Raw genomic sequence first — 24,907 nt, 5'->3', positions numbered from 1 at the left:
CCCTCAGCCGGGGGGATCGGCGACGGGACCGGCGGCGCATGGGAGCGATTGCGTAGGCGCCACCGGTCCCGTTGTCGCGTGCGGGCTCAGTCGGTGCCGACGACGCTCGCGTAGGTGGCGCTCAGGCCGGCGATGAACGAGGTCAGGGCCAGCTCGAAACTGTCGTCGTCGATCTCCTCGGCCACCGCGCGCAGCAGATGTGCCTGGTTCAGGTGGGGGTAGCGGTCGCGGTAGACCTGGACATCGTCGGCGAATCCGCTCGCGAACGAGCCGACCGTCGAGCCCATCACCAGGTAGCGGGTCGCCGCGCCGATCATGGTCGCGTAGCGCGGCGGCCAGCCCGCGCCGACCAGGCCGCCGTGCACGGCGTCGGCCGCGCGCAGATTCTCGGCGCGGCGGCCGGGGCCCGCGGCGAGGTAGGGCACGAAATTCGGGTGCGCGACCAGCGCCGACCGATAGCTGCGCGCCCAGGCGGCCAGCGCCTCGTCCCAGCCCACGGTGTCGAACGCCGAGGTGTCGACGTGACTCATGATGCCGGTGGCGATGTCGTCGAACAGGTCGTCCTTGTTCGGGTAGTGCCCGTAGAGCGAGGCGGCCTGCACGCCGAGTTCGGCGGCCAGCTTGCGCATGGAGACCTCGGCCAGGCCGTCCCGGTCGATCAGGGTCAGCGCGGTGTCGCGGATGCGCTCGCGGCTCAACAGCGGTACGCGAGGCCTCGCCATGCGCCACTCCTGTCTGCTCGGGGTCCGGTCGGGATTCGAACGCTATCACCGATGGGCATTTCGGCCCTTGATTAACCGAACGGCGTTAGGATACGGTGCCCGAGTAAACCTAACACCGTTTGGTTCAGGAGTGGTCCGATGGATCTCGCACTCACACAAGCGCACAGCGATCTGCGCGAGCTCGCCCGCACGTGGGTCGACAAGGAAGTCGTGCCGCATGCCGCGCACTGGGACCGGGAGGAATCGGTCGACCCGGCGATCGTCGGCAAGCTCGGCGCCCTGGGATTCCTCGGGATCGGTATCGACGAGGAGTACGGCGGCTCCGGCGGCGACGCCCTGGCCTACTGCGTGCTGCTCGAGGAGCTCGGCCGGGGCGACAGCGCGGTGCGCGGCATCGTGTCGGTCTCGCTCGGGCTGGTCGGCAAGTCGATCGCCGCGTACGGCAGCGAGGAGCAGAAACGCCGCTTCCTGCCGCCGCTGTGCGCGGGCGAGCAGCTCGGCTGCTTCGCGCTCACCGAGCCGGGCACCGGCTCCGATGCCGCGAACCTGATCACCCGCGCCACCCGCGACGGGTCGGACTGGATCATCGACGGCACCAAGATCTTCATCACCAACGGCACCTGGGCCGATGTCGCGCTCGTCTTCGCGCGGACCGGGGGACCGGGACCGAAGGGCGTGACCGCGTTCCTCGTGCCGACCGATGCGCCGGGCTTCGGCCGCACGGAGATCAAGGGCAAGCTCGGTCTGCGCGGCCAGGCCACCGCCGAACTGGTCTTCGACCGGGTGCGGGTGCCGGATGCGCTGCGCCTCGGCGCGGAGGGTCAGGGGTTCCGGATCGCGATGGCGGCGCTGGACAAGGGCCGCATGGGCGTCGCCGCGGGGTGCGTCGGCCTGGCGCGGGCGTGCCTCGAGGCGGCGGTGCGCTACGCGGGGGAGCGGGAACAGTTCGGCAAGCCGATCGCCGGCTATCAGCTGGTGCAGGAACTGCTCGCCGATATCGCCGTCGAGACCGAGGCCGCGCGGCTACTGGCGTGGCGTGCAGCCGATCTCGTCGACCGCGGGGAACCGTTCGGCACCGCGGCGTCGATGGCGAAGCTGTTCGCCTCCGAGGCCGCGGTGAAGGCGGCCAACAACGCCATCCAGGTGTTCGGCGGGTACGGCTACATCGACGAGTACCCCGTCGCCAAGTATCTGCGCGACGCGCGGGTGCTCACCCTCTACGAGGGCACCACTCAGATCCAGAAACTGCTCATCGGCCGCGCCCTCACCGGCGTGAACGCCATTGTCTGACACAGGAGTACGACTCATGACACACAGAACTGCCTTCGTCACCGGGGCGGCCCGCGGCATCGGCGCGACCACCGCCGCCCGGCTGGCCGCCGACGGATTCGCCGTCGCCGTCGTCGATCTCGACGCCGACGCCGCCGTCCTGTCCGCCGGGAAGATCAACGCGGCGGGCGGCACCGCGATCGGCCTCGGCTGTGATGTCGCCGATGAAGCCGCCGTGGCGGCGGCGGTGGCGCGCACCGTCGCTGACCTCGGCTCGCTGGACGTGCTGGTGAACAACGCCGGCGTGCTGCGCGACAACCTGCTGTACAAGATGTCGGTGGACGATTGGGACACCGTCATGGCAGTGCACCTGCGCGGGGCCTTCCTGTGCAGCAAGGCCGCCCAGAAGCACATGGTGGAACGCGGCGGTGGCGCGATCGTCAACACCTCGAGCGTGTCGGCGCTGGGTAACCGCGGGCAGGCCAACTACGCCGCGGCCAAGGCGGGCATCCAGGGCCTGACCCGCACCCTGGCCATGGAACTCGGCCCGTTCGGCGTCCGCGTCAACGCGGTCGCCCCCGGGTTCATCGCCACCGAGATGACCGCGGCCACCGCGGCGCGGATCGGGGTGAGCGCCGAGGAACTGCAGGCCAAGACCGCCGAGATCACCCCGCTGCGCCGGGTCGGCACGCCCGGCGACATCGCCAATGTGGTCGCGTTCCTCGCCTCCGACGACGCCGGGTTCGTCACCGGCCAGACCGTGTATGTCGACGGCGGACGCCGTCTCTAACAGATTTCCGGAGATCATCATGCAGCGCACAGTTTTCACCGATGAGCACGAGGCGTTCCGCAAGACGGCGCGCGCGTTCATCGAATCGCAGGTCGTTCCCGTATACGAGCAGTGGTATGAGGCGGGCATCGTGCCGCGCGAGTTCTACCGCACCCTGGCCGATCTGGGTGTCTTCGGCATCGAGGTGCCCGAGGAGTACGGCGGCGCCGGGATCGACTCGTTCAAATTCCAGGCGATCCTCATGGAGGAAACCGCCCGTGCCGGTGTGTCTTTCGGTGGTTCGGGCGTGCACGTCGGCCTGTGCCTGCCGTACCTGAAGAACCTCGCGACCGACGAGCAGAAGCAGCGGTGGCTGCCGGGCTTCGTGTCCGGGGAGATCATGTTCGCCATCGCGATGACCGAGCCGGGCACCGGATCGGATCTGGCCGGCATGCGGACCACCGCGCAGCTGTCCGGGGACGGCACGCACTATGTGCTCAACGGCGCGAAGACCTTCATCACCGGCGGTGTCCACGCTGATCGGGTGATCGTCTGCGCCCGGACCGCTCCGCCCTCGGACTCCGATCGCCGCCACGGTATTTCGCTGTTCGTGGTCGACACGACGTCGCCGGGATACACCGTCGGCCGGAAGCTCGACAAACTCGGTCTCAAGGTGTCCGACACGGCCGAACTGTCGTTCACCGATGTCCGGGTCCCGGTCACCGATCTGCTCGGCGAACCGCACCGCGGTTTCAGCTACCTCGGGCAGAACCTGCCGCAGGAGCGGCTGTCGATCGCGGTCGGCGCCTACGCCCAGGCCAAGGCGGCCATCCGGTTCGCTCTCGAATACACCAGGGGCCGTACCGTTTTCGGTCAGCCGGTGTCACACTTCCAGAACACCAAGTTCGAGCTGGCCGCCTGCCGGGCGGAGGTCGACGCCGCCGAAGCCGTGGTCGACCGCGCGCTGGACGCGCTGGACCGCGGGGAACTCACCCCGGCCGACGCCGCCTCGGCGAAGCTGTTCTGCACCGAGGTGGCCTCGCGCGTGATCGACCGCTGCCTGCAGCTGCACGGCGGCTACGGCTACATCAACGAGTACCCGGTCGCCCGGTTGTACGCCGACAACCGGGTGAACCGCATCTACGGCGGCACCAGCGAGGTGATGAAGATGATCATCGCCAAGGATATGGGCTTGTGACGGGCCCCGCGTACCTGGTCGACGGCGTCCGCACGCCGTTCGGCCGCTACGGCGGCGAGCTGGCGGCCGTGCGCCCCGACGATCTGGCCGCCCACGTGATCACCGCACTGACGCAGCGGCTTCCGGCCGTCGACTGGGCCGTCGTCGACGACGTCGTGTTCGGCTGCGCGAACCAGGCGGGCGAGGACAACCGCAATGTCGCCCGGATGGCGGCACTGCTGGCGGGGCTGCCGGTGCAGGTGCCGGGCGTGACGGTCAACCGGCTGTGCGCGTCGGGGCTGGACGCGATCGGCTACGCGGCCAGGGCGATCAAGGCCGGTGATGCGGATCTGGTGATCGCGGGCGGCGTCGAATCCATGACCAGAGCGCCCTACGTCCTGCCCAAAACCGGTGCACCCTGGGAACGTTCGGCCCAGCTCGCCGACACCACGCTCGGCTGGCGGCTGGTGAACCCGCGGATGCAGGAGCGGTACGGCATCGACACGATGCCCGAGACCGCCCAGCACGTCGCCGACGACTACGGCATCGCCCGCGCCGACCAGGACGCGTTCGCGCTGCGCTCCCAGCAGCGGGCGGCCGCGGCGATTGCGCGGGGCAGGCTCGCCCGCGAGATCAGTCCGGTGCCGGTGCCGCAGCGGCGGGGCGAACCCGTCCTCGTCGACCGCGACGAGCATCCGCGCGCGACCAGCATCGAGGCGCTCGCCGGTCTGCGCGCTGTGGTGCCCGGCGGGTCGATCACCGCGGGCAACTCCTCGGGGATCAACGACGGCGCCGCCGCGGTGCTGCTCGCCTCCGAGGCCGCCGTGCGGCGGTACGGCCTGACGCCGCTGGCCGAGGTCGGCGCCGTGACGACGGCGGGCGTGCCGCCGCGCATCATGGGGATCGGCCCGGTGCCCGCCGTCGAGAAGCTGCTCGCGCGAACAGGTCTGGGTATCGCCGACATCGACGTCGTCGAACTCAACGAGGCCTTCGCCGCGCAGGCGCTGGCCGTGCTGCGTGGACTCGGCCTGCCCGACGACGCCGAGCACGTGAACCCGAACGGCGGCGCCATCGCCCTCGGTCACCCACTCGGAGCCAGCGGTGCGCGCCTGGCGCTCACCGCCGCGATCGAGCTCGCCGACCGCGATGCCCGGCACGCCGTCGCCACGCTGTGCGTCGGTGTCGGGCAGGGCCTCGCGGTTCATCTCCGACGCTAGGAAATCTTGTGAATGCCACTCTCTCCCTGGCGAGCATCCTCGCCGAACCGGCCCGCCGCCGCCCGAACCACCTCGCGCTGATCGAGGGCGAGCACCGCATCACCTTCGCCGACCTGTGGCGGCAGGCGCGCGAACAGGCGGGCGCCCTGATGGCGCGCGGAGTCCGTGCCGGTGATCGGGTGGCGCTGCTGTGCCCGAACACCGCCGACTTCCCGCGGGCGTACTTCGCGATCCTCGCCGCGGGGGCGACGGTGGTGCCCGTGCACCTGCTGCTCACCGCGCCCGAGATGGAGTACGTGCTGCGCGACAGCGGGGCGTCGCTGCTGATCTGTCATCCGATGGTGGCCGCCACCGGCGCCGCGGCGGCCGGTAGCGCGGGGATCGACATCGTAGCCCCCGAAGACCTTGCCGGCGAGCCGATTCCGGCCTTCGTCTCGCGCGGGCCACTCGACACCGCGGTGGTCTTCTACACCAGCGGGACCACCGGTACGCCCAAGGGCGCCGAGCTGAGTCACCTCAATATGGTGATGTGCGCGACGGTGAACACCTTCGACGCCAACGAGATCCACCGCGACGACATCGCACTCGGCGCACTCCCGCTGTTCCACGTGTTCGGGCAGACGGTGTCGATGAACTCGCACTGGCGGGTCGGCGGAACCCTGGTGCTGATGCCGAGATTCGATGCGGCCACGGCGGTTTCGTTGATGGCGGCCGAGAACGTCAACCTCTTCCACGGGGTGCCGACGATGTACCTCGCGCTGCTCGAGGCCGCGGCGAGCGCGACCGCGCTGCCCGCGTTGAAACTGTGTATCAGTGGCGGCGCCGCGCTGCCGGTGGCCGTGCTGGAGGACTTCGAGCGGGTGTTCCACGCGCCCGTGCTCGAGGGCTACGGCCTGTCGGAGACCTCGCCGACCGCGGCGGTCAACCAGCCGATCTACGGCACCGAGGCCGGCACCGTCGGGCATCCGGTGTGGGGTGTCGACGTGGAGATCGCCGACCCCGCCGTCACCGACCGGATCGTGTTGCTGCCGGTGGGGGAGACCGGTGAGGTGGTGGTGCGCGGGCACAACGTGTTCAGCGGGTACACCGGCCGACCGGAGGCGACCGCGGCGGCCGTCGTCGACGGGTGGTTCCGCACCGGCGATCTGGGCACGCGCGACGAGACCGGCCGGGTGCGGATCGTCGACCGGATCAAGGAGATGATTCTGCGCGGCGGATTCAACGTCTATCCGACCGAGGTCGAGGCGGCGCTGATGCGGCACCCGCGGATCGCGCAGGTCGCCGTGATCGGGGTGCCCGACGAGCATTACGGTGAGGAAATCGTGGCCGTCGTCGTACCGGACGGTGAGCTGACCGAGCAGGATGTGATCGAGTTCGGCAAGGAACAGGTTGCCCGGTACAAGTACCCGCGCCGCGTCGAGTTCGTCACCGAGCTTCCACTCGGCCCCACCCACAAGGTGCTCAAACGCGAACTGCGCCGTCGATTCGGAGGAGTGGCATGACAACGGATTTCGCCGATTTCGAGGCTCTGCGCGCGGCCGTCGGGACCGAGCTCGGTCCCAGCGACTGGATCACGATCGATCAGGACCGGATCGACCGGTTCGCCGAGGCCACCGGTGATCACCAGTGGATCCACGTCGACCCGGTGCGGGCAGCAGCAGGCCCGTACGGCGCGACCATCGCGCACGGCTTCCTCACCCTGTCGCTGATCGTGCCGATCACCCAGCAGGTGATGACCGTCAGCGCGGCGAGCGCCGCGATCAACTACGGCCTGGACCGGGTCCGGTTCCTGACGCCGGTACCGGTCGGCAGCCGGATCCGTGGCCGCGTCGCGCTCACCGAGGTCACCGCGGTGCCCGGCGGCGTGCAGGCGCACCGGCGTGTCACCGTCGAACTCGAGGGCGCCGAACGGCCCGCCTGCGTGGCCGATGCCATCGCCCGCTACCTGAGCTGACCTCGCCGGCGACCGGCGGCACGGACACCGAACGTGTCGCCGGTCGCTAGTGGTCGTCGTCGGCCAGGTAGCGCTCGACCGTCTCCACTTTCGCGGTGAGCATGTCGGTGACGCCCGGCCGCAGATCGGCTTTCAGCACGAGACTGCACCGCGGCGCGACGGCGAGAATCGCGTCGCAGGCCGCCTTCACCACGGCCATCACCTCGTCCCAGTCACCCTCGATCGTGGTGAACATCGCGTCGGTGCGGTTCGGCAGCCCCGATGCCCGCACCACACGCACCGCCGCCGCCACGGCGTCCCCGACCGACCCGTCGGCATGGGCTGCGCCACTGGGCGCCACGGAGAACGCGACAAGCATGGTGTTCCTTTCGCTACGGGTACCCGGTTCATCATGCCGCCCCGCCGGGCCCGCAACCGTGCGCCGACGCGCCGTGACCGCAGCGCGACCATTACCCTCTATCGAGTGGCGATATCCAAGGTCGAGCGGCTGATGAATCTGGTCATCGCGCTGCTGTCGACCCGGCAGTTCCTGAGCGCGGAGCGCATTCGCGCCAGCGTGGCCGGTTACGAGGACTCCGCGACCGACGAGGCGTTCAGCCGGATGTTCGAGCGCGACAAGAACGAACTGCGCGATCTGGGGATTCCGCTGGAAGTCGGTCCGGTGGGTCGGTTCTCGACACTCGAGGGCTACCGGATCAACCGGGACGCCTACGAACTGCCCGACATCGATCTGTCCAGCGAGGAAGCGGCCGCGGTCGCCGTCGCCGTGCAGATGTGGGCGTCACCGGAACTCGCGAGCGCCGCCGAGGGCGCGCTGCTGAAGCTGCGCGCGGCCGGGGTCACCGTCGAAACCGAGAACGTCGGGGTGTCGGTGCCCGCGGTCCCCGCCCGCACCCGCGGCTCGGAACCGGTACTGCGTGAGCTGCTCGCCGCGATCGACGCCGGGCAGGCGGTGCGCTTCGGGCACCACAGCGCCGTCACCGATCCGTTCGTCACCCGCGATGTGGAGCCGTGGGGTGTGGTCACCCGGCACGGGCGCTGGTACCTGGTCGGGCACGACCGGGAGCGCGACGCCGTGCGGACCTTCCGGCTCTCCCGGATCGGCGGCGAGGTCACCCCGTACGGTCCGCACAACGCGGTCCGCAAACCCGAGGACGCCGACCTGCGCGCCATCGTCGACCGCGTCACCGGCGACGCGCCCGTCACCGGATCGGCCACCGTGTGGGTCGCCAAGGGCCGCGGCCGCGAGCTGCGCCGCATCGGCACCGAGGTCGGCACCAGGGAACTCGGCGGCCGGGACGGCTCGGTCGTCGAGGTACCGGTCCGCTCGCGCGACTGGGTGGCCCGGCTGATCACCGGCCTCGGCCCCGACGTGCTCGTGCTGGATCCACCGGAACTGCGCGCCGACGTGATGAACCGGCTACGGTCGGTACTCGACCACACGGAGGTGGCGTCGTGAGTTCGCGCCTGTCCCTACGCCTTTCGCGCCTGTTGAACATGGTGCCGTACCTGCTCGCGCACCCGGGCATCAGCGCGGCCGAGGCCGCCGCCGAGCTGGGCGTGACCACCAAACAGCTGATGAGCGACCTCAATCAGCTGTGGATGTGCGGGCTGCCCGGCTACGGGCCCGGCGACCTGATCGACCTGTCGTTCTCCGAGGAGAGCATCGAGGTCACCTTCTCCGCGGGCATCGACCGGCCGCTGCGATTGACCTCCACCGAGGCGACCGCGCTGCTGGTGGCGTTGCGCTCGATCGTCGAGATGCCGGGCATGGTCGACCCCACCGCCGCGCACGCCGCGATCGCCAAGATCGAATCGGCCATCGCCAGCAGCGACGCCGTCGTCACCGGCAAGCCGGTCGACGTGCCCGTCGAGCAGCCGGTCGTCGCCACCGTGCGCGCCGCGCTCGCCGACACCCGCGCCGTGCGCCTGGTCTACTACTCGGCCAGCCGCGACGAAGTCTCGGAGCGGATCGTCGACCCCATCCGGGTGGTGCTGGTCGACAACAACAGCTACCTGCAGGCCTGGTGCAGGCAGGCCGAGGGCGTCCGGCTGTTCCGGTTCGACCGGATCGAGGACGCCACCGAACTCGACGAGCCCGCCCGCCCACCGAGCCACGCCGCCGCCGCCGCGGCCGCCCTCGACCTGTTCCAGGACGATCCCGACGTGCCGCTGGCCCGGCTGCGGATCCGCGCCGACTACGCCTGGGTGCTCGACCAGTACCCGATGCACCGCATCCAGTCCCGGCCCGACGGCAGCATCGAGGCGGGCATGCGATTCGCGACCGCGGATTGGATGGCGCGACTGCTGCTCGGCTTCGGCACCGGCGTGAGCGTCCTGGGACCACCGGAACTGGTGGCGGCGGTGCGTGACCGGGCCGACGCGGCACTGGCCGCGTACGCGGCCGCCGGACTGCCGGGGGAGACCGAACCCGCGTGAACCAGCGAGTACTGGTCCTCGGCGCAGGCAGCATCGGGGTCTTCATCGGCGGTCATCTGGCAGCGGCGGGCATGGAAGTGATCTTCGTCGGCCGGCAACGGATCCTCGACGACATCGCCGAGCACGGACTGCACCTCACCGACCTCGACGGCGGGGCCACCGATGTGCCGCCGGACCGTTTCGGGCTGGCGCTCGAGCCCGACGAACCGGAACTGGCCGACCTCGTCCTGGTCACGGTGAAGTCCGCCGCCACCGCGGCCGTCACCAGGACCGTCGCGGGCAGGCTGCGCCCCGGCACCCCGGTGGTGAGCCTGCAGAACGGCATCGGCAACGACACCCTGATCCGGGAGCTCCTGCCCACCAGCATCGTGCTGGCAGGCATGGTGATGTTCAATGTCGTGCACCGCGGCAACGGCCGTTTCCACCGGGCCAGCGACGGCGTCGTGGCGATTCAGGACGATCCGGTGGTCGACCGGTTCGCCGAGCGTTTCCGTGCCGCGGGCCTGCCGCTGCGTCGTCATCGCGACCTGCGCCCGGTCCAGTGGGCCAAGCTCCTGCTCAACCTGAACAACCCGATCAACGCGCTCTCGGGGCGTCCGCTGCGCGAAGAACTCGCCGAGCGCGACTACCGGCGCTGCCTCGCGCTCACGCAGGCCGAAGCACTCGCGGTGATGAACACCGCGCGAATTCGGCCCGCCCGCCTGACACCGATACCGCCCGAGCTGATGGTGCATCTGCTGTGCGTCCCCGACTCGATCTTCCGCCGGGTGTTCGGCCGGGTACTGGCCATCGACCCGCTCGCGCGTTCCTCCATGGCCGACGACCTCGCCCTCGGCAGGCGCACGGAAATCGCGTGGTTGTGCGGTGAAATCGTGCGTCTCGGCGAGATGGTCGGGCGCCCGACGCCGGTCAACCGCAGGCTGACCGAGCTGATCCGCAACGCCGAATCGGGGGACACCCGCCGGTTCAGCGGAAGCCGGTTGTTCGCGGAGCTGACCGGGGCGGCGGCCGCTGTCGAGGGTTGAACGCGTGGCGAACACCGCTGCGGGTGCCAGGTCACCACAGTCCGAGTGCAGGTAGCATCGGTAATCACCACAGTCTTTGGAGGTATCTGATAATGGGCACGTTCAGCTGGACGCACCTGCTGATCATCGCGTTGCTGTTCGTCCTGCTCTTCGGCGCGAAGCGGCTGCCGGACGCGGCGCGCGGTCTCGGCCGGTCGTTGCGGATCTTCAAGAGCGAGGTCGGGCAGATGCAGTCGGAGTCGGCCACGCCGGCGAGTCCGGCCGCCACTCCCGCGCCGCCGCAGCAGCTGCCCGCGTCCGCACCGCAGGCGCAGGCACCGATCGCGGACCCGCAGCAGGGCCACAAGTCGCTCTGACCTCGGTGTTCTCCCCGGGGTGGCGTCGACTGCTCCGGGGTTGAGTGCTGTTTCGCCGAGCATCCGCCGAAGTCGAGGGTTAGAGGCCACCACCCACCATGCGCATTCCGTTCGATCCACGGCGCAGCAAGCGCAGGACGAATCCCGACGGCACCATGTCGTTGGTCGAGCACCTGCAGGAACTGCGCACCCGGCTGTTGCTGGCGCTGGCCGCGATCGCGGTCACCACGCTGCTCGGCTTCTTCTGGTACGCGCATTCCGTCTTCGGCATCGAGAGCCTGGGCGAGATCCTGCGCGGGCCCTACTGTGCGCTGCCGGAATCGGCGCGCGCGAGCCTCAGCCCCGACGGCGCCTGCCGTCTGCTGGCGACCGCGCCGTTCGAGCAGTTCATGTTGCGCTTGAAGGTCGGCTTCACCGCGGGTGTGGTCATGGCGGCGCCGTTCTGGCTGTACCAGCTGTGGGCGTTCATCACCCCCGGCCTGTACGCGAAGGAACGCAAGTACGCGGTCGGGTTCGTGGTGTCGGGCACGGTGCTGTTCGTGGCGGGCGCGGTGCTGGCCTACGTCGTCGTGTCGCACGCGTTGTCGTTCCTGTTGACCATCGGTGACAACGTCCAGATCACCGCGCTCAGCGGTACCCAGTATTTCGGGTTCATCATCCAGCTGCTGATCATCTTCGGCGTCAGCTTCGAGACGCCACTGGTGATCATCGGGCTGAACCTGGTCGGCGTGCTGCCGTACGAGAAGCTCAAGGCGTGGCGCCGCGGCCTCATCTTCGGCCTGTTCGTCTTCGCCGCGATCGTGACACCGCAGGACCCGTTCTCGATGCTGGCGCTGGCCATCGCGCTGACGGTCCTGTTCGAGCTGGCGGTGCAGTTCGCCCGCTTCAACGACGCCCGCCGGGCCCGTCGCGCGGCGAACGAGGGCTGGGGTGCGCTCTCGGACGAGGAAGCCTCGCCACTGGACACCCCGGAGCCCGTCCGGCCCGCCGACCCGGTCACCGGCCCGGAGAAAACCACCCGCCCGGTGTCGGACTACTCCGATACGCTCTGACGGGTGACCGATTCTCCCGCGCGGGCCAACGAGTTGGCGCAGTTCGCCAGCGAAATCTCTTTCGAACTGGACCCTTTCCAGCGGACCGCCTGCGCGGCCCTGGAAGACGGGCACAGCGTGCTCGTCTGCGCCCCGACCGGCGCGGGCAAGACGATCGTCGGCGAATTCGCGGTCCACATGGCGCTGGCCTCGGGCGGCAAATGCTTCTACACCACACCGATCAAGGCGCTGTCGAACCAGAAGTTCGCGGATCTGACCGCACGCTACGGACGCGACAGCGTCGGCCTGCTCACCGGCGACCAGTCGATCAACCCCGACGCACCGGTGGTCGTGATGACCACCGAGGTGCTGCGCAACATGCTCTACGCGTCCTCGGATTCACTGCGCGGACTGTCCTACGTGGTAATGGACGAGGTGCACTACCTGGCCGACCGGTTCCGCGGCGCGGTGTGGGAGGAAGTGATCCTGCATCTGTCGCCGGACGTGCGGCTGGTGAGCCTGTCGGCGACGGTGTCCAACGCCGAGGAGTTCGGCGCGTGGATGGAGACCGTGCGCGGCGACACCGCGGTGGTGGTCGACGAGACCAGGCCGGTGCCGCTGTGGCAGCACGTGATGGTCGGCAGGCGGATGTTCGATCTGTTCGACACGAAATCCAGCGACCAGAAGGTGCTGGTCGACGAAGACCTGGTGCGATTCATCCGCCAGCGCGAAGCCGCCGACCGGATGCAGGGCTACGGCGGCCCGCGCGGTCGTGGCGCGCGCGGCAATTTCCGGCCGCTGCCGCGTCCGGAGGTGCTGGCCCGCCTCGACGAGGAAGGCCTGCTGCCCGCGATCACGTTCATCTTCAGCCGCGCGGGTTGCGACGGCGCGCTGGCCCAGTGCCTGCGGGCGCGACTCGACCTGAGCAGGCCGGACGACGTCGAAAAGATCGACGAGATCATCGAGAAGCACACCGGCGACCTACCCAAGGGCGATCTGGAAGTGCTCGGCTACTGGGAGTGGCGCGAGGCGCTGCACCGCGGGCTGGCCGCGCACCACGCGGGCATGCTGCCCGCGTTCCGGCACACCGTGGAGGAACTGTTCGTCAAGGGCTTGGTGCGCGCGGTGTTCGCCACCGAGACCCTGGCGCTCGGCATCAACATGCCCGCGCGGACCGTGGTGCTCGAGCGCCTGGTGAAGTTCAACGGTGAATCCCACGCCGAGCTCACACCGGGCGAGTACACGCAGCTCACCGGGCGTGCGGGCAGGCGTGGCATCGATGTCGAGGGTCACGCGGTGGTGCTGTGGCAGCCCGAGGTCGACACCAGCGCGGTCGCCGGCCTGGCCTCCACCCGCACCTATCCGCTGCGCAGTTCGTTCCGGCCCGGCTACAACATGTCGATCAACCTGATCGACCGGATGGGCGCGCAGGAGGCGCGGGCGCTGCTCGAGCGGTCCTTCGCCCAGTTCCAGGCCGACCGTTCGGTGGTCGGGCTGGTGCGTGGCATCGAACGCAATCAGGGCGCGATGCGCAAGCTGGAGAGTCAGCTCGGCGGCGTCGACGGCGGGTTCATGGAATACCTGTCGTTGCGCGAGCGGATCAAGCAGCGCGAGCGCGAGATCCAGCAGCAGGGCCGGGCCGACCGGCGCGGCGCCGCGGTGAAGGCGCTGATCGAACTGCGCCGCGGTGACGTGGTGGCGATCCCGTCGGGCAGGCGCGCCGGGCTCGCGGTGATCCTGGAACCCGATCAGACCCCCGGCGACCCGCGTCCGCTGGTGCTCACCGAAGACCACTGGGCGGGCAGGGTGTCGGCGGCCGACTTCCCCGTCCCCGCCGAAGCGCTGGGCCATATGCGGTTGCCGCGCCGCGTCGATCACCGGACCGCCCGGATCCGTCGCGACCTCGCCTCGGCGCTGCGCAGCACCGGGATCTCCGCGCCGGGCAGGCGCAGGCGCAACGACCACACTCGTGCGGGCGAGGATCGCGAACTCTCGACCCTGCGCCGCAGCCTGCGCTCGCACCCGGCGCACACCCGGCCCGATCGGGAACAGCTCAGCCGCACCGGCGAGCGGTACGCCCGGCTCGCCCGCGAGACCGAGACGATGCGCCAGAAGGTTGCCGCGACGACGAATTCGCTGGCGCGCACCTTCGACCGGATCGTCGGGCTGCTCGAAGAACGCGGTTTCGTCGAGCGCGGTGAAGTGACCGCCGACGGCAGGCGCCTGGCCCGGATCTACGCCGAGAGCGACCTGGTCGTCGCCGAGGTGCTGCGGCAGGGGTTGTGGCGCGGACTCGGCCCGGCCGAGCTCGCCGCGGTGGTGTCCACGCTGGTCTACGAGTCGCGCCAGGAGGGCGGATTCCTGACCGCGTCCGGTCCGACCGAACCGATCCGCAGGGCGGTCGGCGCCACCATCGAGGTATGGACGCAGCTGCGCGCCGACGAGGCGCGGCACAAGCTGCCGCCGACCCGCGAACCCGACCTCGGCTTCGTCACCGGGGTCTACAAGTGGGCCCGTGGCGACGCATTGGCCGAGGCGTTGCTGGCCAGCGGTGATCAGGGCACGCCGCTGTCGGCCGGTGATTTCGTGCGCTGGTGCAGGCAGGTCATCGACCTGCTCGACCAGATCCACAACACCGCCGACGACCTCGAGATCGCGGCCACCGCAGCCAAGGCCGTGCGCGCCGTCCGGCGGGGTGTCGTCGCGGTGGACGCCGCGTAGTCCATACGTCTGTGATTTGATTTCCTGGCGTACCGACCGTGATGGCGGAGTCGTGCGAAAGCGGCTGGCCTGGCGCGGGGGGCTACCGTATGTACAACGATGCGAGTGGAGGCGAGTGGATGAGCGGCCCGTACGGACCGAACGGCCCAGGGGAGGGAAGCAACGATCCCACCCAGCACTGGGGTGGTCAGCAAGGGGCCGGTGGCGCCGGTCCCACACAGCATTGGGGTGGAGCGGCACAGCCACCGCAGCAGGCCCAGCCCACCCAGCACTGGGGTGACCCGAACGCCCAGCAGCCGCCGCAGCAGTGGGGGCAGCAGCCGCCCCAGCCACCGCAGCAGCCCGGTCAGCAGCCGCATTGGGGGCAGCAGCCGCAGCAGCCGACCGGCCCGCAGCAGCAGTGGGGTCAGACCCAGCCGCCGCCACAGGACTGGAATGCCCAGGCGGGCAACGCGGGGCAGCAGTGGGGGCAGCAGCAGCCCGCACAGCAGTGGGGGCAGCAGCCGCAGCAGCAGTGGGGCCAGCAGCCGCAGCCGTCGTCCGGTGGCAAGGGCAAGGGCCTGGTGATCGGCCTCGTCGCGGTCGGCGTGCTGGTGCTCGCCGCGATCGTCGGCCTGCTTCTGTTCGTCTTCTCGTCCGACGAACTCGACAACGCCGCGGTGCAGGACGGCGTCGCGCGCGTGCTGAAGGACTCCTACGGCATCGCCGATGTGACCGACGTGTCGTGCCCCTCGGGTCAGGAAGTGAAGGTCGACGCGACCTTCACCTGCGACCTGAAGGTCAGCGGTGAGGCGAAGAAGGTCACCGTCAAGATCACCAAGGACGACGGCACCTACGAGGTCGGCCGCCCCAACTAGGCTGTCGCACCACAGGTTCCGGGCCGTCCGCGAGCATGCGGGCGGCCCGGCGTCGTTTCTTCGTCACTCGACGCGGTGGACCGCTGTCAGCGCGGTGACCAGGCGGGTGATCGGGCTCTCCGCGTTGTAGGCGGTGGCCAATTCCAGGAGCCGGTCCGGGTCGGCCGGCGTCGCGGGCAGGGTGTCCGGGCCGGACAGGATCACCTCGGCGTCGCGCACGACCTGGACCACCGGCGCGGCGACCTTCAGATAGTCCTGTGCCGCAATCAGTTTCGCCCGCACGCCCTTGGCGAGGTCGGAACCGGGGTCGTCCACGGCCGCCAGCAGGGCGTCCAGCGAGCCGAACTTCGAGATCAGCTGGGCGGCCGACTTGTCACCGATGCCCGCGACACCGGGCAGGCCGTCGGAGGCGTCGCCGCGCAGGGTGGCCATATCGGCGTAGGCCGGGCCCGCGTTCTGTTCGGGCACACCATACTTCGCGGACACCTCGGCGGGACCGAACAGCTCGGCCTTGGCCAGCCCGCGGCCCGCGTAGAGGACCCGCACCGGCGGTGCCGGATCGTCGCGGACCAGTTGCAGCAGGTCACGATCGCCGCTGACGACCACCACCGGGTCCGTGCGTTCCCGGCTGGCGAGCGTGCCCAGCACATCGTCGGCCTCGAGCCCTTCCGCGCCGCCGGTGGCGATGCCCGCCGCGGCGAGCACCTCCAGGATCATCTCCACCTGCGGGGTGAGGGTGTCGGGCACTTCCTCGGCGCCGGGCGCCGCGTCGCTGCTGGTGTCGAGCCGGTGCGCCTTGTAGGACGGCACCAGCGCCACCCGGAACGGTGGCCGCCAGTCCAGGTCGAGCCCCACCACGAGCCTGCTCGGCCGGTGCTTGGTGATCAGCGAGGCCACCATGTCGGTGAATCCGCGCAGCGCGTTCACCGAGCGCCCGTCGGCGCCCCTGAGCTTGTCGGGGATCGCGTAGTAGGCGCGGAACCAGAGGCTGGCGCCGTCGAGGATCAACAGGGGTCCGCGGGAGGTCTGGTCAACGGTCACACCGGTGATTGTGCCCCGAAGACGGGTCCCGGTGCCTGTGACGGCGCCGTCGTGGTCGCGACGGGACCGCGTGGCACGATCCGATTCCGCTCCGGTTGCCGATACTGCGACGGTCGGTGCGGGGCGGGTAACGTCGCATCCTATGAGCGCGCAGACGGAGACACGGTTCGCGGCGGAGGTCTACGGCAGGCGACTGGAGCGGGCGGTCGAGTTGATGCGGGCGGCGCATCTGGACGCCCTGCTCATCACGCCGGGCCCCGACCTGCAGTATCTGATCGGTTCGAGGGCCCAGTCCTTCGAGCGGCTCACCTGCCTGGTGATCACCTCCGACGGGGCCACCCCGGCGGTCGTGATTCCGAAACTCGAACTGGCGTCGCTGGCGGAGTCGGCAGCCGGTGAACTCGGGTTGCGGGTGCTGGACTGGGTCGACGGCGTCGATCCCTACCAGCTGGTGCACTCGACGCTGCACGCCGGTTCCCGCATCGCCGTGGCCGAGGCCATGCCGGCCCTGCACCTGATCCCGCTGGCCCAGTCCACCACCGGTCTGCCCGCCTCGGCGACACCGGTGCTGCGGCAATCGCGGATGATCAAGGACGACGCCGAGATCGCGGCGCTGCGCCGGGCGGGCGCGGCCATCGACCGGGTGCACGCCCGGATGGGGGAGTTCCTGCGCCCGGGGCGCACCGAAGCCGAGGTAGCCGCCGACATCACCGCCGCGATCATCGAGGAGGGCCACACCGAGGCGGCGTTCGTCATCGTCGGCAGTGGTCCGCATGGCGCCGACCCGCACCACGAGGTCTCCGATCGGACGATCGAGAAGGACGACGTGGTCGTCATCGACATCGGCGGTCCCGTCGAGCCCGGCTACTTCTCCGATTCCACCCGCACCTATGTGCTCGGCGCCCCGAGCAAGCAGGTCGCCGCGCAGATGGCCGTGCTCGAGGCCGCCCAGGCGGCCGCTGTGGCCGCTGTGCGCCCCGGGGTGACCGCGGAGTCCATCGACGCCGCTGCGCGCACCGTGCTCGCCGAGGCAGGTTTGGGCGACGCCTTCGTGCATCGCACCGGCCACGGCATCGGCCTGTCGGTGCACGAGGAGCCCTACATCGTGGCGGGCAACGACCTGGTGCTCGAGCCGGGCATGGCGTTCAGCATCGAGCCGGGCATCTACTTCCGTGGCAAGTGGGGCGCCCGCATCGAGGACATCGTGGTCGTCACCGAGGACGGCGCCGAGTCGATGAACAACCGGCCGCACGGTCTGACGGTTCTGTAAGCGGTTCGCGCACAGGCGATTTCAGCACGCACTCTATTTCAGCGTGCTCGACGACAGCACGCGGCGCACCTGGATCGCGACGACGACACGCGTCGGGTTCTCGCGCGGCACCCGGTAGCGCTCGGTATAGCGGCGCACGGCCTCCGCGACGTCGGCGGTGTCGTCGAGGACCGTCGCCGGCCCCTCGAGGGTGAGCCAGCGCGCCCCCTCGACCTGGCTCACCGCCGCATAGCCGCCGCGTCCGGCATTGCGTGCCTTCACCGACGCGCCATCGGTGATCACGCGGGCGATCCCGCTCTCGGGATCCCAGGTGAAGCCCACCGCGACCACGTGCGGGGTGCCGTCGGCGCGCAGGGTGGTGAGTGTGGCGAGGTGCCGCTCGGTGACGAATTCGAGGGCAGCGGGGGAGAGTTGTGCGGTGGCGGTGGGCATGCAGGAAACGGTAGCCGGGCCCTCCGGCGGCCGGTTCCGCGGGTTTCGGCCCCCGGCCTGGATCTACGACCTTCGCCGTATCGGGCAGACTGACCCCATGGGAAAGCAGCAGAACGATGGACCGGTGCTGGTCCTGGGCGGGCGCAGTGAGATCGGCCTCGAGGTGGCGCGCAGACTGGCCCCCGGACGCGTGGTGATCCTGGCCGCCCGCCGGGCCGGCACGCTGGACGCCGAGATCGAGCAGGTGCGCGCGGCAGGCGCGACCGCCGTGCACACCGTGGAATTCGACGCCGACGACACCGCCACCCACGCACCGCTGCTGGAGAAGATCGCCGCCGAGCACGGCATCGCGACCGCGGTCCTCGCCTTCGGTGTCCTCGGTGATCAGGATCGCGCCGAACACGACCCGGCGCACGCGGTCGCCGTCGTGCACACCGACTACGTCGCCCAGGTCAGCGTGCTGACCACCCTCGCCACCCTGATGCGTGCCCAGGGCGCAGGCCAGATCGTCGTCTTCGGCTCCATCGCGGGCGTCCGCGTGCGCCGGGCGAACTATGTCTACGGTTCGGCCAAAGCGGGCCTGGACGGCTTCGCCAGCGGCCTCGGTGACGCCCTGCACGGCACCGGCGTCCAGCTGCTGCTGGTGCGGCCCGGTTTCGTGATCGGCCGCATGACGACCGGCATGGATCCCGCGCCCCTGCCGAGCACCCCCGACCAGGTCGCCGACGCCGTCGTGCGCGGCCTGGACAAGGGCGCGACCCGCGTGGCGGTACCCGGCAGGCTCGCGGTGGCGTTCTTCGTGATGCGGCTGCTGCCGCAGTTCGTGTGGCGCCGGATGCCGCGGTGACCGACGCGGTGTGGGCGGGTCGGCCCATCGTGGTGGTCGGGATCGGCGCCGACGGCTGGTCCGGGCTCGGTGACACCGCCCGGACGGCGATCCTGGCGTGTGACGTCGTGTTCGGCTCACCGCGTCAACTGGCCTTGCGCCCGCCCGGCGATGCCGAATCGGTGCCGTGGCCGAGCCCGCTGCTGCCCGCCCTGCCGGAGTTGTTCGCGCGCAACGCCGATCGCCGTATCGGTGTCCTCGCCAGCGGCGACCCCATGTTCTACGGCATCGGCGCGACCCTGGCCCGCCGATTCGGCGCACGGTCGCTGCGCGTGTTCCCGCAGCCGTCCTCGGCGTCGCTGGCGTGTGCGCGACTCGGCTGGCCGCTGGCCGAGATCCCCGTGGTGAGCGTGGTTGCCCGGCCGTTGCCGACGGTCCTGCCGGAGCTGGCCGACGGCCGCCGCGTTCTTGTGCTCAGCGAGGACGAATCGACCCCCGCGCAGCTGGCACAGTTGTTGACCGACAACGGGTTCGGCGACTCGACGCTGACCGTCCTCGAACAACTGGGCGGCCCCGCCGAACTCCTGCGCACCGGCACCGCCACGAACTGGTCGCACCCCCACGGCGACCCGCTCAACATCGTCGCCGTCGAGTGCGTCGCCGACCAGGGCCGCCGCCGCGACACCCGCCTGCCCGGCCTGACCGACACCGCCTTCACCGGCGACGGTCAACTCACCAAAGCCGAGGTCCGCGCGCTCACGGTCACCGCGCTGGCACCGGCGCCGGGCGAATTGCTGTGGGATGTCGGCGGGGGATCGGGGAGCATCGCCATCGAATGGTGCCGCACGCATCCGCTGTGCCGTGCCGTCACCTTCGAACGCCTTCCCGCGCGCCGCGCACAGATCGCCGCGAATGCCACCGCGCTCGGCGTCCCCGGAATAACGATCCGCGGCGAGGTGCGCTCAGAGTTTGCCGATGCGGAATTTCCCGCGCCGGACGCGATATTTCTCGGCGGCGGTCTGACCCAGGACGGGGTGTTCGCGCAGTGCTGGCAGCGCCTGCGCCCCGGCGGCAGGCTGGTCGCCAACGCGGTCACCGCGGAATCGGAAGCGCAGCTGCTGGACTGGTCAGCCACCTACGGCGGCGTCCTGCGAAAATTTCAGGTCTACCGTGGCGAAGCACTCGGTGGGTTCACGGCATGGCGGCCGCACCTGCCGGTCGCCCAGTGGATCGTCGGAAAACCCGCTGGTTAGCGGTGGATGAGCGCGTTGGTTCGATCACAGTCAGATCACGCGCAGATCACGGTGAAACCGTTCATGCAGGGTCATGACGCCATGAAAGTTACGAACCGAAGGTGTAAGACGCGTGCCTCGGGGGTAGGGTCGTGGCCGTTCCGGTAAATCCCTCGGTTCGTTTTTATCCATGATGGGGAGTTACATGAAGTACTCGAAGTACACCGCCCCCGCGGTGCAGGACACCGCTACCACCGACACCGGCGGCGCGTCGCCGGTCGGCGCGGGTTCGGCCGGCTTCGGTAGGCAGCCCTGAGGGTCCTGATCCTCGGCGGCACGGGCGAGGCCCGGGAGCTGGCCCGGATCGCGTCCGACGAGCGGGGGCTCGACATCGTGTCGTCCCTCGCCGGACGGGTCGCTCATCCGCGGCTGCCGGTCGGTCCGGTACGCATAGGCGGTTTCGGTGGTGTCGAGGGCCTCCGAACCTGGCTGCGCGAGAACGCGATCGACGCCGTCGTGGACGCGACCCACCCCTTCGCGGCGCAGGTCAGCGCCCATGCGGCGACCGCCGCGGACGAACTCGGCGTCCCCGCGCTGCACCTGCGGCGGCCGGAATGGGTGCAGCGTCCCGGTGACCTGTGGACGCGCGTGCCCGATCTGACATCGGCGGCCGCGTCGCTGGCCGCGCACGGTGAGCGGGTGCTGCTCACCATCGGCCGTCAAGGTGTCGGCGCGTTCGCCGGCTGCGCCGGGCACCGGTTCGTCATCCGCTCGATCGACGCCCCCGCGGCACCGCTGCCTCCGCGCTACGAATTGCTGCTGGCGCGTGGACCGTTCACCTTCGACGACGAACTCGTCCTGATGTCACGGCATCGGATCGATGTGCTGGTCACCAAGAACAGCGGTGGTGCGCAGACCGAGGCGAAGATCTTCGCCGCCCGCACCGCCGGGCTCCCGGTCGTGATGATCGACCGGCCACCGCTGCCCGCGGGCGCGGTGACGGTCGACGAGGTCGGCGCCGCGGTCGACTGGCTGCACGACGCCGCCTCGCACCGGGTGCGCTGACCGCCGCGCGCGGTCAGCGCGGGTTCGGCGCGGTGAAGATGTGCGGGAGCTGGTCGAACCAGTGCAGCACCGCGCGTTCGTAGGCGATGCCGAATTCGAGGGTGGCGCGCTGGTGCGGCGCGAGGGCGGTCGGGTCCTCGTCGAGGTAGCGGTCGAGGCGATCCTGATGAATGTTGCGGTTGGCGGCGATGATCCGATCGCGATGGGCCGGATCGAGGTGCTCGCCGAAGGACAACGTCAGCAGCAGCGGCACCCGGATCGTCTCGGCGCCCGGGTCGCGGGCGATCCACTCGGCGAACGCCTCGCGCCCGGTGTCGGTGATCCGGTACGGCGTGCGCTCCCTGGCGCCCCGCTCGCCCTTGGTCACCAGGCCGGCCGAATCCATGGCGGACAGTTCGCGATACACCTGGCTCTGGGTGATGGTCCAGAAGTCGCCGATGCGGAGCTGGGCCTGCGTGGCCAGGTCCCAGCCCGACATCGGACCTTCGTGCAGGAACCCGAGTAGCGAGGCCGCGGTGGAGTTCAGCGGGCGGCGTCGAGTCGCGGTATCGGTCAACGGTCAACTCCCTTCGAACTACATTCCTAAGTGGAATGTTACGCCCTGGGCGTGCCGGCAACCAAGACTGCCGGTGTTGCGGTGTGTTCGCCGGGTTACTCGCCCGTGCCGTATCGGCGCGCGGTGAAGACCCTGGTGCCCTCGGCGGTGTCGAACGCGGTGGTGGTGGAGGCACCGATGATGAGCAGCGTACGCATATCCACCTCGTCCGGATCGAGTGCGCCGAGGGTGATCACCCGGACCGACTCGGTCGGCCCGCCGACATCGCGACCCAGCACCACCGGCGTCTCCGGCGGCCGGTGCTCGAGCAGCACATCACGCATGGCGCCGACCTGCCAGCGACGCTGCGAGGAGGCCGGGTTGTAGATCGCGATCGCCATATCCGCGGCCGCGACCGCCGAAAGCCGTTGGACGACAGTATTCCACGGCTTGAGCCGGTCCGAGAGCGAGATCATCGCGTAGTCGTGCCCGAGTGGCGCGCCCACCCGGCTGGCGACGGCATTGGCCGCGGTCAGCCCGGGCAGGACCCGCACCGGCACGTCCTTGAACTGCGGTTCGGCCGACACCTCCAGTACCGCGGCGGCCATCGCGAAGACCCCGGGATCACCCGACGACACGACCGCGACGCGTGCGCCCCGCTTGGCCAGATCCAGTGCCATGGCGGCCCGTTCGGATTCGACCTTGTTGTCGCTGGCGTGCCTGCGCTGTCCGGGCTTCTCGGGGACGCGGTTGATGTAGGTGGTGTAGCCGACGAGATCGGTCGCCTCGGCCAGTGCCGCGGTGACCTGCGGGGTGGTCCAGGCGGTGTCGCCGGGTCCGAGCCCGACGACGACGACTTCGCCCGGAGCGCCGGTTGATTCAGCGGCATCCCGAGGGGTGTCGGCGGTGGATGCCGCGAGTCCGGGTTCGGTCGCCGCGACGAGGCCGTTGCCGCCCGCGCGCCCAGCGGCAGAACGGGCGCGGATCGGTGTGGTCGGCGTGGGGCCGGGTACGAGGGTGATCGCGAAATACGGCACGTCGGCGTCGTCGACATCGGCGGCGGCCAGCACGCGTTCACGGGTGCTGCTCGCCCGCTCCACATAGTAGGCGTCGGCGAGCCGTCCGGAGTCCGAGAGTGCCTGGCGCACACCGGGATAGGTGCGACCGAGCTTCATGATGGCGGCCGCGTCGGTGTTGCGCAGGCGCTCGGTCAGCTGGTCGACGGGCATGGTGCCGGGCAGCACGGTGAGCACCTGCTCGCCTTCGACCAGCGGGGTGCCCAGGGCCGCCGATGCCGCGCTGACCGAGGTGATGCCGGGAACGATCTCGGCCTCGAACCGGTCGGCCAGTCGCCGGTGCATGTGCATGTAGGAGCTGTAGAACAGCGGGTCACCCGCGGCGAGCAGTGCGACGGTGCGCCCCGCCGCGAGGTGCGTGGCGAGCCGGGCGGCGGCCTGCTCGTAGAACTCGTCGATCGCGCCCTGGTAGCCGCCGGGATGATCGGTGGTCTCGGTGGTCACCGGGTAGACGAGGTGCTCCTCGAGCTGGCCTTCCCGCAGATACGGCGCCGCGATACCGCGCGAGATGCTGCGCCCGTGGCGCGCGCTGTGGAACGCGACGACGTCGGCTTCGGCGATGAGGCGGGCCGCCTTCACCGTCACCAGTTCGGGATCGCCGGGGCCGAGACCGATACCCCACAGTTTGCCGGTGCTGATCTCACTCACTCCTGTTCGCTCGCAATCGCGTTGAGCGCCGACGCGGTGATCGCGCTGCCACCCCGTCTGCCGCGCACGGTGAGGAATTCGATCCCACCGAAGTCGATCAGCGCCTGCTTGGATTCGGCGGCGCCGATGAAGCCGACCGGGATGCCGATGATCGCGGCGGGCCTCGGTGCGCCCGCGTCGAGCATGTCGAGCAGGTGGAACAGCGCGGTGGGGGCGTTGCCGATGGCGACGACGGCGCCGTCGAGCTGGTCGCGCAGCAGTTCCAGCGCCGCCACCGACCTGGTGTTGCCCAGCTGCGCGGCCAGCGCGGGGACGCGCGGGTCGGCGAGGTTGCAGAGCACCGGATTGTCGGCGGGCAGACGCTTGCGGGTGACGCCGGAGGCCACCATGTTGGCATCGCAGAGGATCGGCTTGCCCGCGTGCAGAGCGGCGCGCGCCGCGGCGACCACACCGGGGGAGTAGGCGATGTCGCCCGCCAGATCGACCTGTCCGCAGCCGTGGATCATCCGGACCGCCACCCGCTCGACATCGGCGGGAAAACCGGCGAGATCGGCTTCGGCGCGGATCGTCGCGAACGAGCGCCGATAGATCTCGGCCCCGTCGGTGAGGTAGCTGGCACGCACGTCGGACATGCGGTCAACCCTAGAACCTGGGTCGGACGTGGTGTTCGTCGCGGGTCGCTCAGGTGCGTGGCCGCTCGAGGATGCGCGACATCACCAGTGAACTGCGGGTGCGCCCGACCCGCGCGTTCTCCCTGATCCGTTCGACCGTCACCTCGATCTCGGCCATGTCGGTGGCCATCACGTGCACGAGCGCGTCGGCCTCGCCCGCGATGGTCCAGACGCCGACGACCTGCGGAATCGGTTCCAGCGTGCGACGCAGTTCGGCGGGGGAGATGTTGTCGCGGTAGTAGACCTCCACGTACGCCTCGGTCTTCCAGCCCAGCGCCGCCGGATTGACCTGCGCGGTGAATCCGGTGATCTGCCCGCTGGCGACCATCTTGTCCACCCGCCGCTTCACCGCGGGCGCCGAGAGCCCGACCACCGAGCCGATCTCCTGGAACGAAGCCCGCGCGTGAGTGAGCAGAACCGCCAGGATGCGCCGATCGATATCGTCCACGTCACTCCTCCATTGCTCGGACGCAATGATTCTCCATTCTGGTACCACGATGCGCAACGAATCGGTGTTCCCTGTGCAATGCGACGACATTTACCTTCGTAGGAACACTCGAACCGCGCAGCCACC

25 protein-coding genes are annotated in these 24,907 nt (G+C 70.1%); 17 read left to right on the top strand and 8 right to left on the bottom strand.

Annotation, left to right across the window (positions count from 1 at the left end; genetic code table 11):
- Positions 1 to 86: 86 nt before the first annotated feature.
- Entirely contained in the window at positions 87 to 722 is a 636-nt protein-coding gene (locus tag ACFVAV_RS21135; RefSeq protein WP_379036715.1) for a TetR/AcrR family transcriptional regulator, read from the bottom strand.
- 138 nt (positions 723 to 860) lie between these two features.
- On the opposite strand from ACFVAV_RS21135, the gene ACFVAV_RS21130 reads away from it, so the two are divergent.
- Genes ACFVAV_RS21130 through ACFVAV_RS21105 form a run of 6 tightly spaced genes read left to right on the top strand, consistent with a single transcriptional unit; the run spans position 861 to position 7,108 of the window.
- Positions 861 to 2,012: an acyl-CoA dehydrogenase family protein gene (locus tag ACFVAV_RS21130; protein ID WP_379036712.1), complete on the top strand. Its 1,152-nt coding sequence runs from the start codon at positions 861 to 863 to the stop codon at positions 2,010 to 2,012.
- Positions 2,013 to 2,028: 16 nt separating this feature from the next.
- On the top strand, positions 2,029 to 2,781 hold the full coding sequence (fabG, locus tag ACFVAV_RS21125) for a 3-oxoacyl-ACP reductase FabG (protein WP_379036711.1): 753 nt from the start codon (positions 2,029 to 2,031) through the stop codon (positions 2,779 to 2,781).
- Between the two features lie 19 nt (positions 2,782 to 2,800).
- Positions 2,801 to 3,958, top strand: a complete 1,158-nt coding sequence (locus ACFVAV_RS21120; RefSeq protein WP_379036709.1) for an acyl-CoA dehydrogenase family protein — start codon at positions 2,801 to 2,803, stop codon at positions 3,956 to 3,958.
- On the top strand, positions 3,955 to 5,154 hold the full coding sequence (gene pcaF / locus ACFVAV_RS21115; protein WP_379036708.1) for a 3-oxoadipyl-CoA thiolase: 1,200 nt from the start codon (positions 3,955 to 3,957) through the stop codon (positions 5,152 to 5,154). Before ACFVAV_RS21120 ends, pcaF begins: the two co-directional genes overlap by 4 nt.
- Before the next feature lie 8 nt (positions 5,155 to 5,162).
- Positions 5,163 to 6,656, top strand: coding sequence for a long-chain fatty acid--CoA ligase (locus tag ACFVAV_RS21110; RefSeq protein WP_379036707.1), 1,494 nt, complete (start codon positions 5,163 to 5,165; stop codon positions 6,654 to 6,656).
- On the top strand, positions 6,653 to 7,108 hold the full coding sequence (locus ACFVAV_RS21105) for a MaoC family dehydratase (RefSeq protein ID WP_379036706.1): 456 nt from the start codon (positions 6,653 to 6,655) through the stop codon (positions 7,106 to 7,108). The genes ACFVAV_RS21110 and ACFVAV_RS21105 overlap by 4 nt, the downstream gene beginning before the upstream one ends.
- 46 nt (positions 7,109 to 7,154) lie before the next feature.
- Here the strand turns inward: ACFVAV_RS21105 and ACFVAV_RS21100 are convergent, their stop codons facing one another.
- A complete protein-coding gene (locus ACFVAV_RS21100) occupies positions 7,155 to 7,466 on the bottom strand; it encodes an MTH1187 family thiamine-binding protein (RefSeq protein WP_379036705.1) in 312 nt (103 codons plus the stop codon).
- Between the two features lie 105 nt (positions 7,467 to 7,571).
- Between ACFVAV_RS21100 and ACFVAV_RS21095 the strand changes: the two genes are divergently transcribed.
- From ACFVAV_RS21095 to ACFVAV_RS21065, 7 genes are all read left to right on the top strand, one after another.
- Positions 7,572 to 8,567: a YafY family protein gene (locus ACFVAV_RS21095; RefSeq protein ID WP_189022937.1), complete on the top strand. Its 996-nt coding sequence runs from the start codon at positions 7,572 to 7,574 to the stop codon at positions 8,565 to 8,567.
- Positions 8,564 to 9,547, top strand: a complete 984-nt coding sequence (locus ACFVAV_RS21090; RefSeq protein ID WP_379036704.1) for a helix-turn-helix transcriptional regulator — start codon at positions 8,564 to 8,566, stop codon at positions 9,545 to 9,547. Before ACFVAV_RS21095 ends, ACFVAV_RS21090 begins: the two co-directional genes overlap by 4 nt.
- Positions 9,544 to 10,572, top strand: coding sequence for a 2-dehydropantoate 2-reductase (locus ACFVAV_RS21085; RefSeq protein ID WP_379036703.1), 1,029 nt, complete (start codon positions 9,544 to 9,546; stop codon positions 10,570 to 10,572). The genes ACFVAV_RS21090 and ACFVAV_RS21085 overlap by 4 nt, the downstream gene beginning before the upstream one ends.
- A 92-nt stretch (positions 10,573 to 10,664) precedes the next feature.
- Complete coding sequence (gene tatA, locus ACFVAV_RS21080; protein ID WP_379036702.1) at positions 10,665 to 10,928, top strand: Sec-independent protein translocase subunit TatA; 264 nt, start codon at positions 10,665 to 10,667, stop codon at positions 10,926 to 10,928.
- A gap of 98 nt (positions 10,929 to 11,026) precedes the next feature.
- Positions 11,027 to 11,980 carry a twin-arginine translocase subunit TatC gene (tatC, locus tag ACFVAV_RS21075; RefSeq protein WP_379036699.1) on the top strand — a complete coding sequence of 318 codons (954 nt, stop codon included), beginning with the start codon at positions 11,027 to 11,029 and terminating at the stop codon, positions 11,978 to 11,980.
- Positions 11,981 to 11,983: 3 nt separating this feature from the next.
- On the top strand, positions 11,984 to 14,680 hold the full coding sequence (locus ACFVAV_RS21070) for a DEAD/DEAH box helicase (protein WP_379036698.1): 2,697 nt from the start codon (positions 11,984 to 11,986) through the stop codon (positions 14,678 to 14,680).
- Positions 14,681 to 14,799: 119 nt separating this feature from the next.
- Positions 14,800 to 15,537: a DUF4333 domain-containing protein gene (locus tag ACFVAV_RS21065; protein ID WP_379036697.1), complete on the top strand. Its 738-nt coding sequence runs from the start codon at positions 14,800 to 14,802 to the stop codon at positions 15,535 to 15,537.
- Between the two features lie 63 nt (positions 15,538 to 15,600).
- Here the strand turns inward: ACFVAV_RS21065 and ACFVAV_RS21060 are convergent, their stop codons facing one another.
- A complete protein-coding gene (locus tag ACFVAV_RS21060) occupies positions 15,601 to 16,578 on the bottom strand; it encodes a 5'-3' exonuclease H3TH domain-containing protein (RefSeq protein WP_379036696.1) in 978 nt (325 codons plus the stop codon).
- A gap of 142 nt (positions 16,579 to 16,720) precedes the next feature.
- On the opposite strand from ACFVAV_RS21060, the gene ACFVAV_RS21055 reads away from it, so the two are divergent.
- Complete coding sequence (locus ACFVAV_RS21055) at positions 16,721 to 17,848, top strand: M24 family metallopeptidase (protein WP_379036695.1); 1,128 nt, start codon at positions 16,721 to 16,723, stop codon at positions 17,846 to 17,848.
- A gap of 33 nt (positions 17,849 to 17,881) precedes the next feature.
- Here ACFVAV_RS21055 and ACFVAV_RS21050 read toward each other — a convergent pair whose 3' ends face one another.
- Entirely contained in the window at positions 17,882 to 18,280 is a 399-nt protein-coding gene (locus ACFVAV_RS21050) for a PPOX class F420-dependent oxidoreductase (RefSeq protein WP_379036694.1), read from the bottom strand.
- Between the two features lie 97 nt (positions 18,281 to 18,377).
- Between ACFVAV_RS21050 and ACFVAV_RS21045 the strand changes: the two genes are divergently transcribed.
- From ACFVAV_RS21045 to ACFVAV_RS21035, 3 genes are all read left to right on the top strand, one after another.
- Complete coding sequence (locus tag ACFVAV_RS21045; protein ID WP_379036692.1) at positions 18,378 to 19,127, top strand: SDR family NAD(P)-dependent oxidoreductase; 750 nt, start codon at positions 18,378 to 18,380, stop codon at positions 19,125 to 19,127.
- The gene (cbiE, locus tag ACFVAV_RS21040) at positions 19,106 to 20,359 is read left to right on the top strand and encodes a precorrin-6y C5,15-methyltransferase (decarboxylating) subunit CbiE (RefSeq protein ID WP_379036691.1); all 1,254 of its coding nucleotides are present in this window, start codon (positions 19,106 to 19,108) and stop codon (positions 20,357 to 20,359) included. The genes ACFVAV_RS21045 and cbiE overlap by 22 nt, the downstream gene beginning before the upstream one ends.
- A gap of 291 nt (positions 20,360 to 20,650) precedes the next feature.
- The gene (locus ACFVAV_RS21035; RefSeq protein WP_379036742.1) at positions 20,651 to 21,403 is read left to right on the top strand and encodes a cobalt-precorrin-6A reductase; all 753 of its coding nucleotides are present in this window, start codon (positions 20,651 to 20,653) and stop codon (positions 21,401 to 21,403) included.
- 13 nt (positions 21,404 to 21,416) lie between these two features.
- Here the strand turns inward: ACFVAV_RS21035 and ACFVAV_RS21030 are convergent, their stop codons facing one another.
- The 4 genes from ACFVAV_RS21030 to ACFVAV_RS21015 all read right to left on the bottom strand — a co-directional run bounded on the left by ACFVAV_RS21030 (position 21,417) and on the right by ACFVAV_RS21015 (position 24,781).
- Positions 21,417 to 21,959, bottom strand: a complete 543-nt coding sequence (locus tag ACFVAV_RS21030; protein ID WP_379036690.1) for a PadR family transcriptional regulator — start codon at positions 21,957 to 21,959, stop codon at positions 21,417 to 21,419.
- Between the two features lie 95 nt (positions 21,960 to 22,054).
- Positions 22,055 to 23,653: a precorrin-3B C(17)-methyltransferase gene (gene cobJ, locus ACFVAV_RS21025; protein ID WP_379036741.1), complete on the bottom strand. Its 1,599-nt coding sequence runs from the start codon at positions 23,651 to 23,653 to the stop codon at positions 22,055 to 22,057.
- A gap of 5 nt (positions 23,654 to 23,658) precedes the next feature.
- Positions 23,659 to 24,294 (bottom strand): precorrin-8X methylmutase, encoded by a 636-nt coding sequence (locus ACFVAV_RS21020; RefSeq protein ID WP_379036689.1) that lies wholly within the window; start codon positions 24,292 to 24,294, stop codon positions 23,659 to 23,661.
- Positions 24,295 to 24,343: 49 nt separating this feature from the next.
- On the bottom strand, positions 24,344 to 24,781 hold the full coding sequence (locus ACFVAV_RS21015) for an Lrp/AsnC family transcriptional regulator (protein WP_189022910.1): 438 nt from the start codon (positions 24,779 to 24,781) through the stop codon (positions 24,344 to 24,346).
- Positions 24,782 to 24,907: the final 126 nt, after the last annotated feature.

The sequence above is a fragment of the Nocardia sp. NPDC057663 genome (assembly GCF_042799895.1).
GTDB lineage: Bacteria > Actinomycetota > Actinomycetes > Mycobacteriales > Mycobacteriaceae > Nocardia.
The sequence above is the reverse complement of the archived record's forward strand: the minus strand, read 5'-3'. Positions and strand labels throughout refer to the sequence as shown.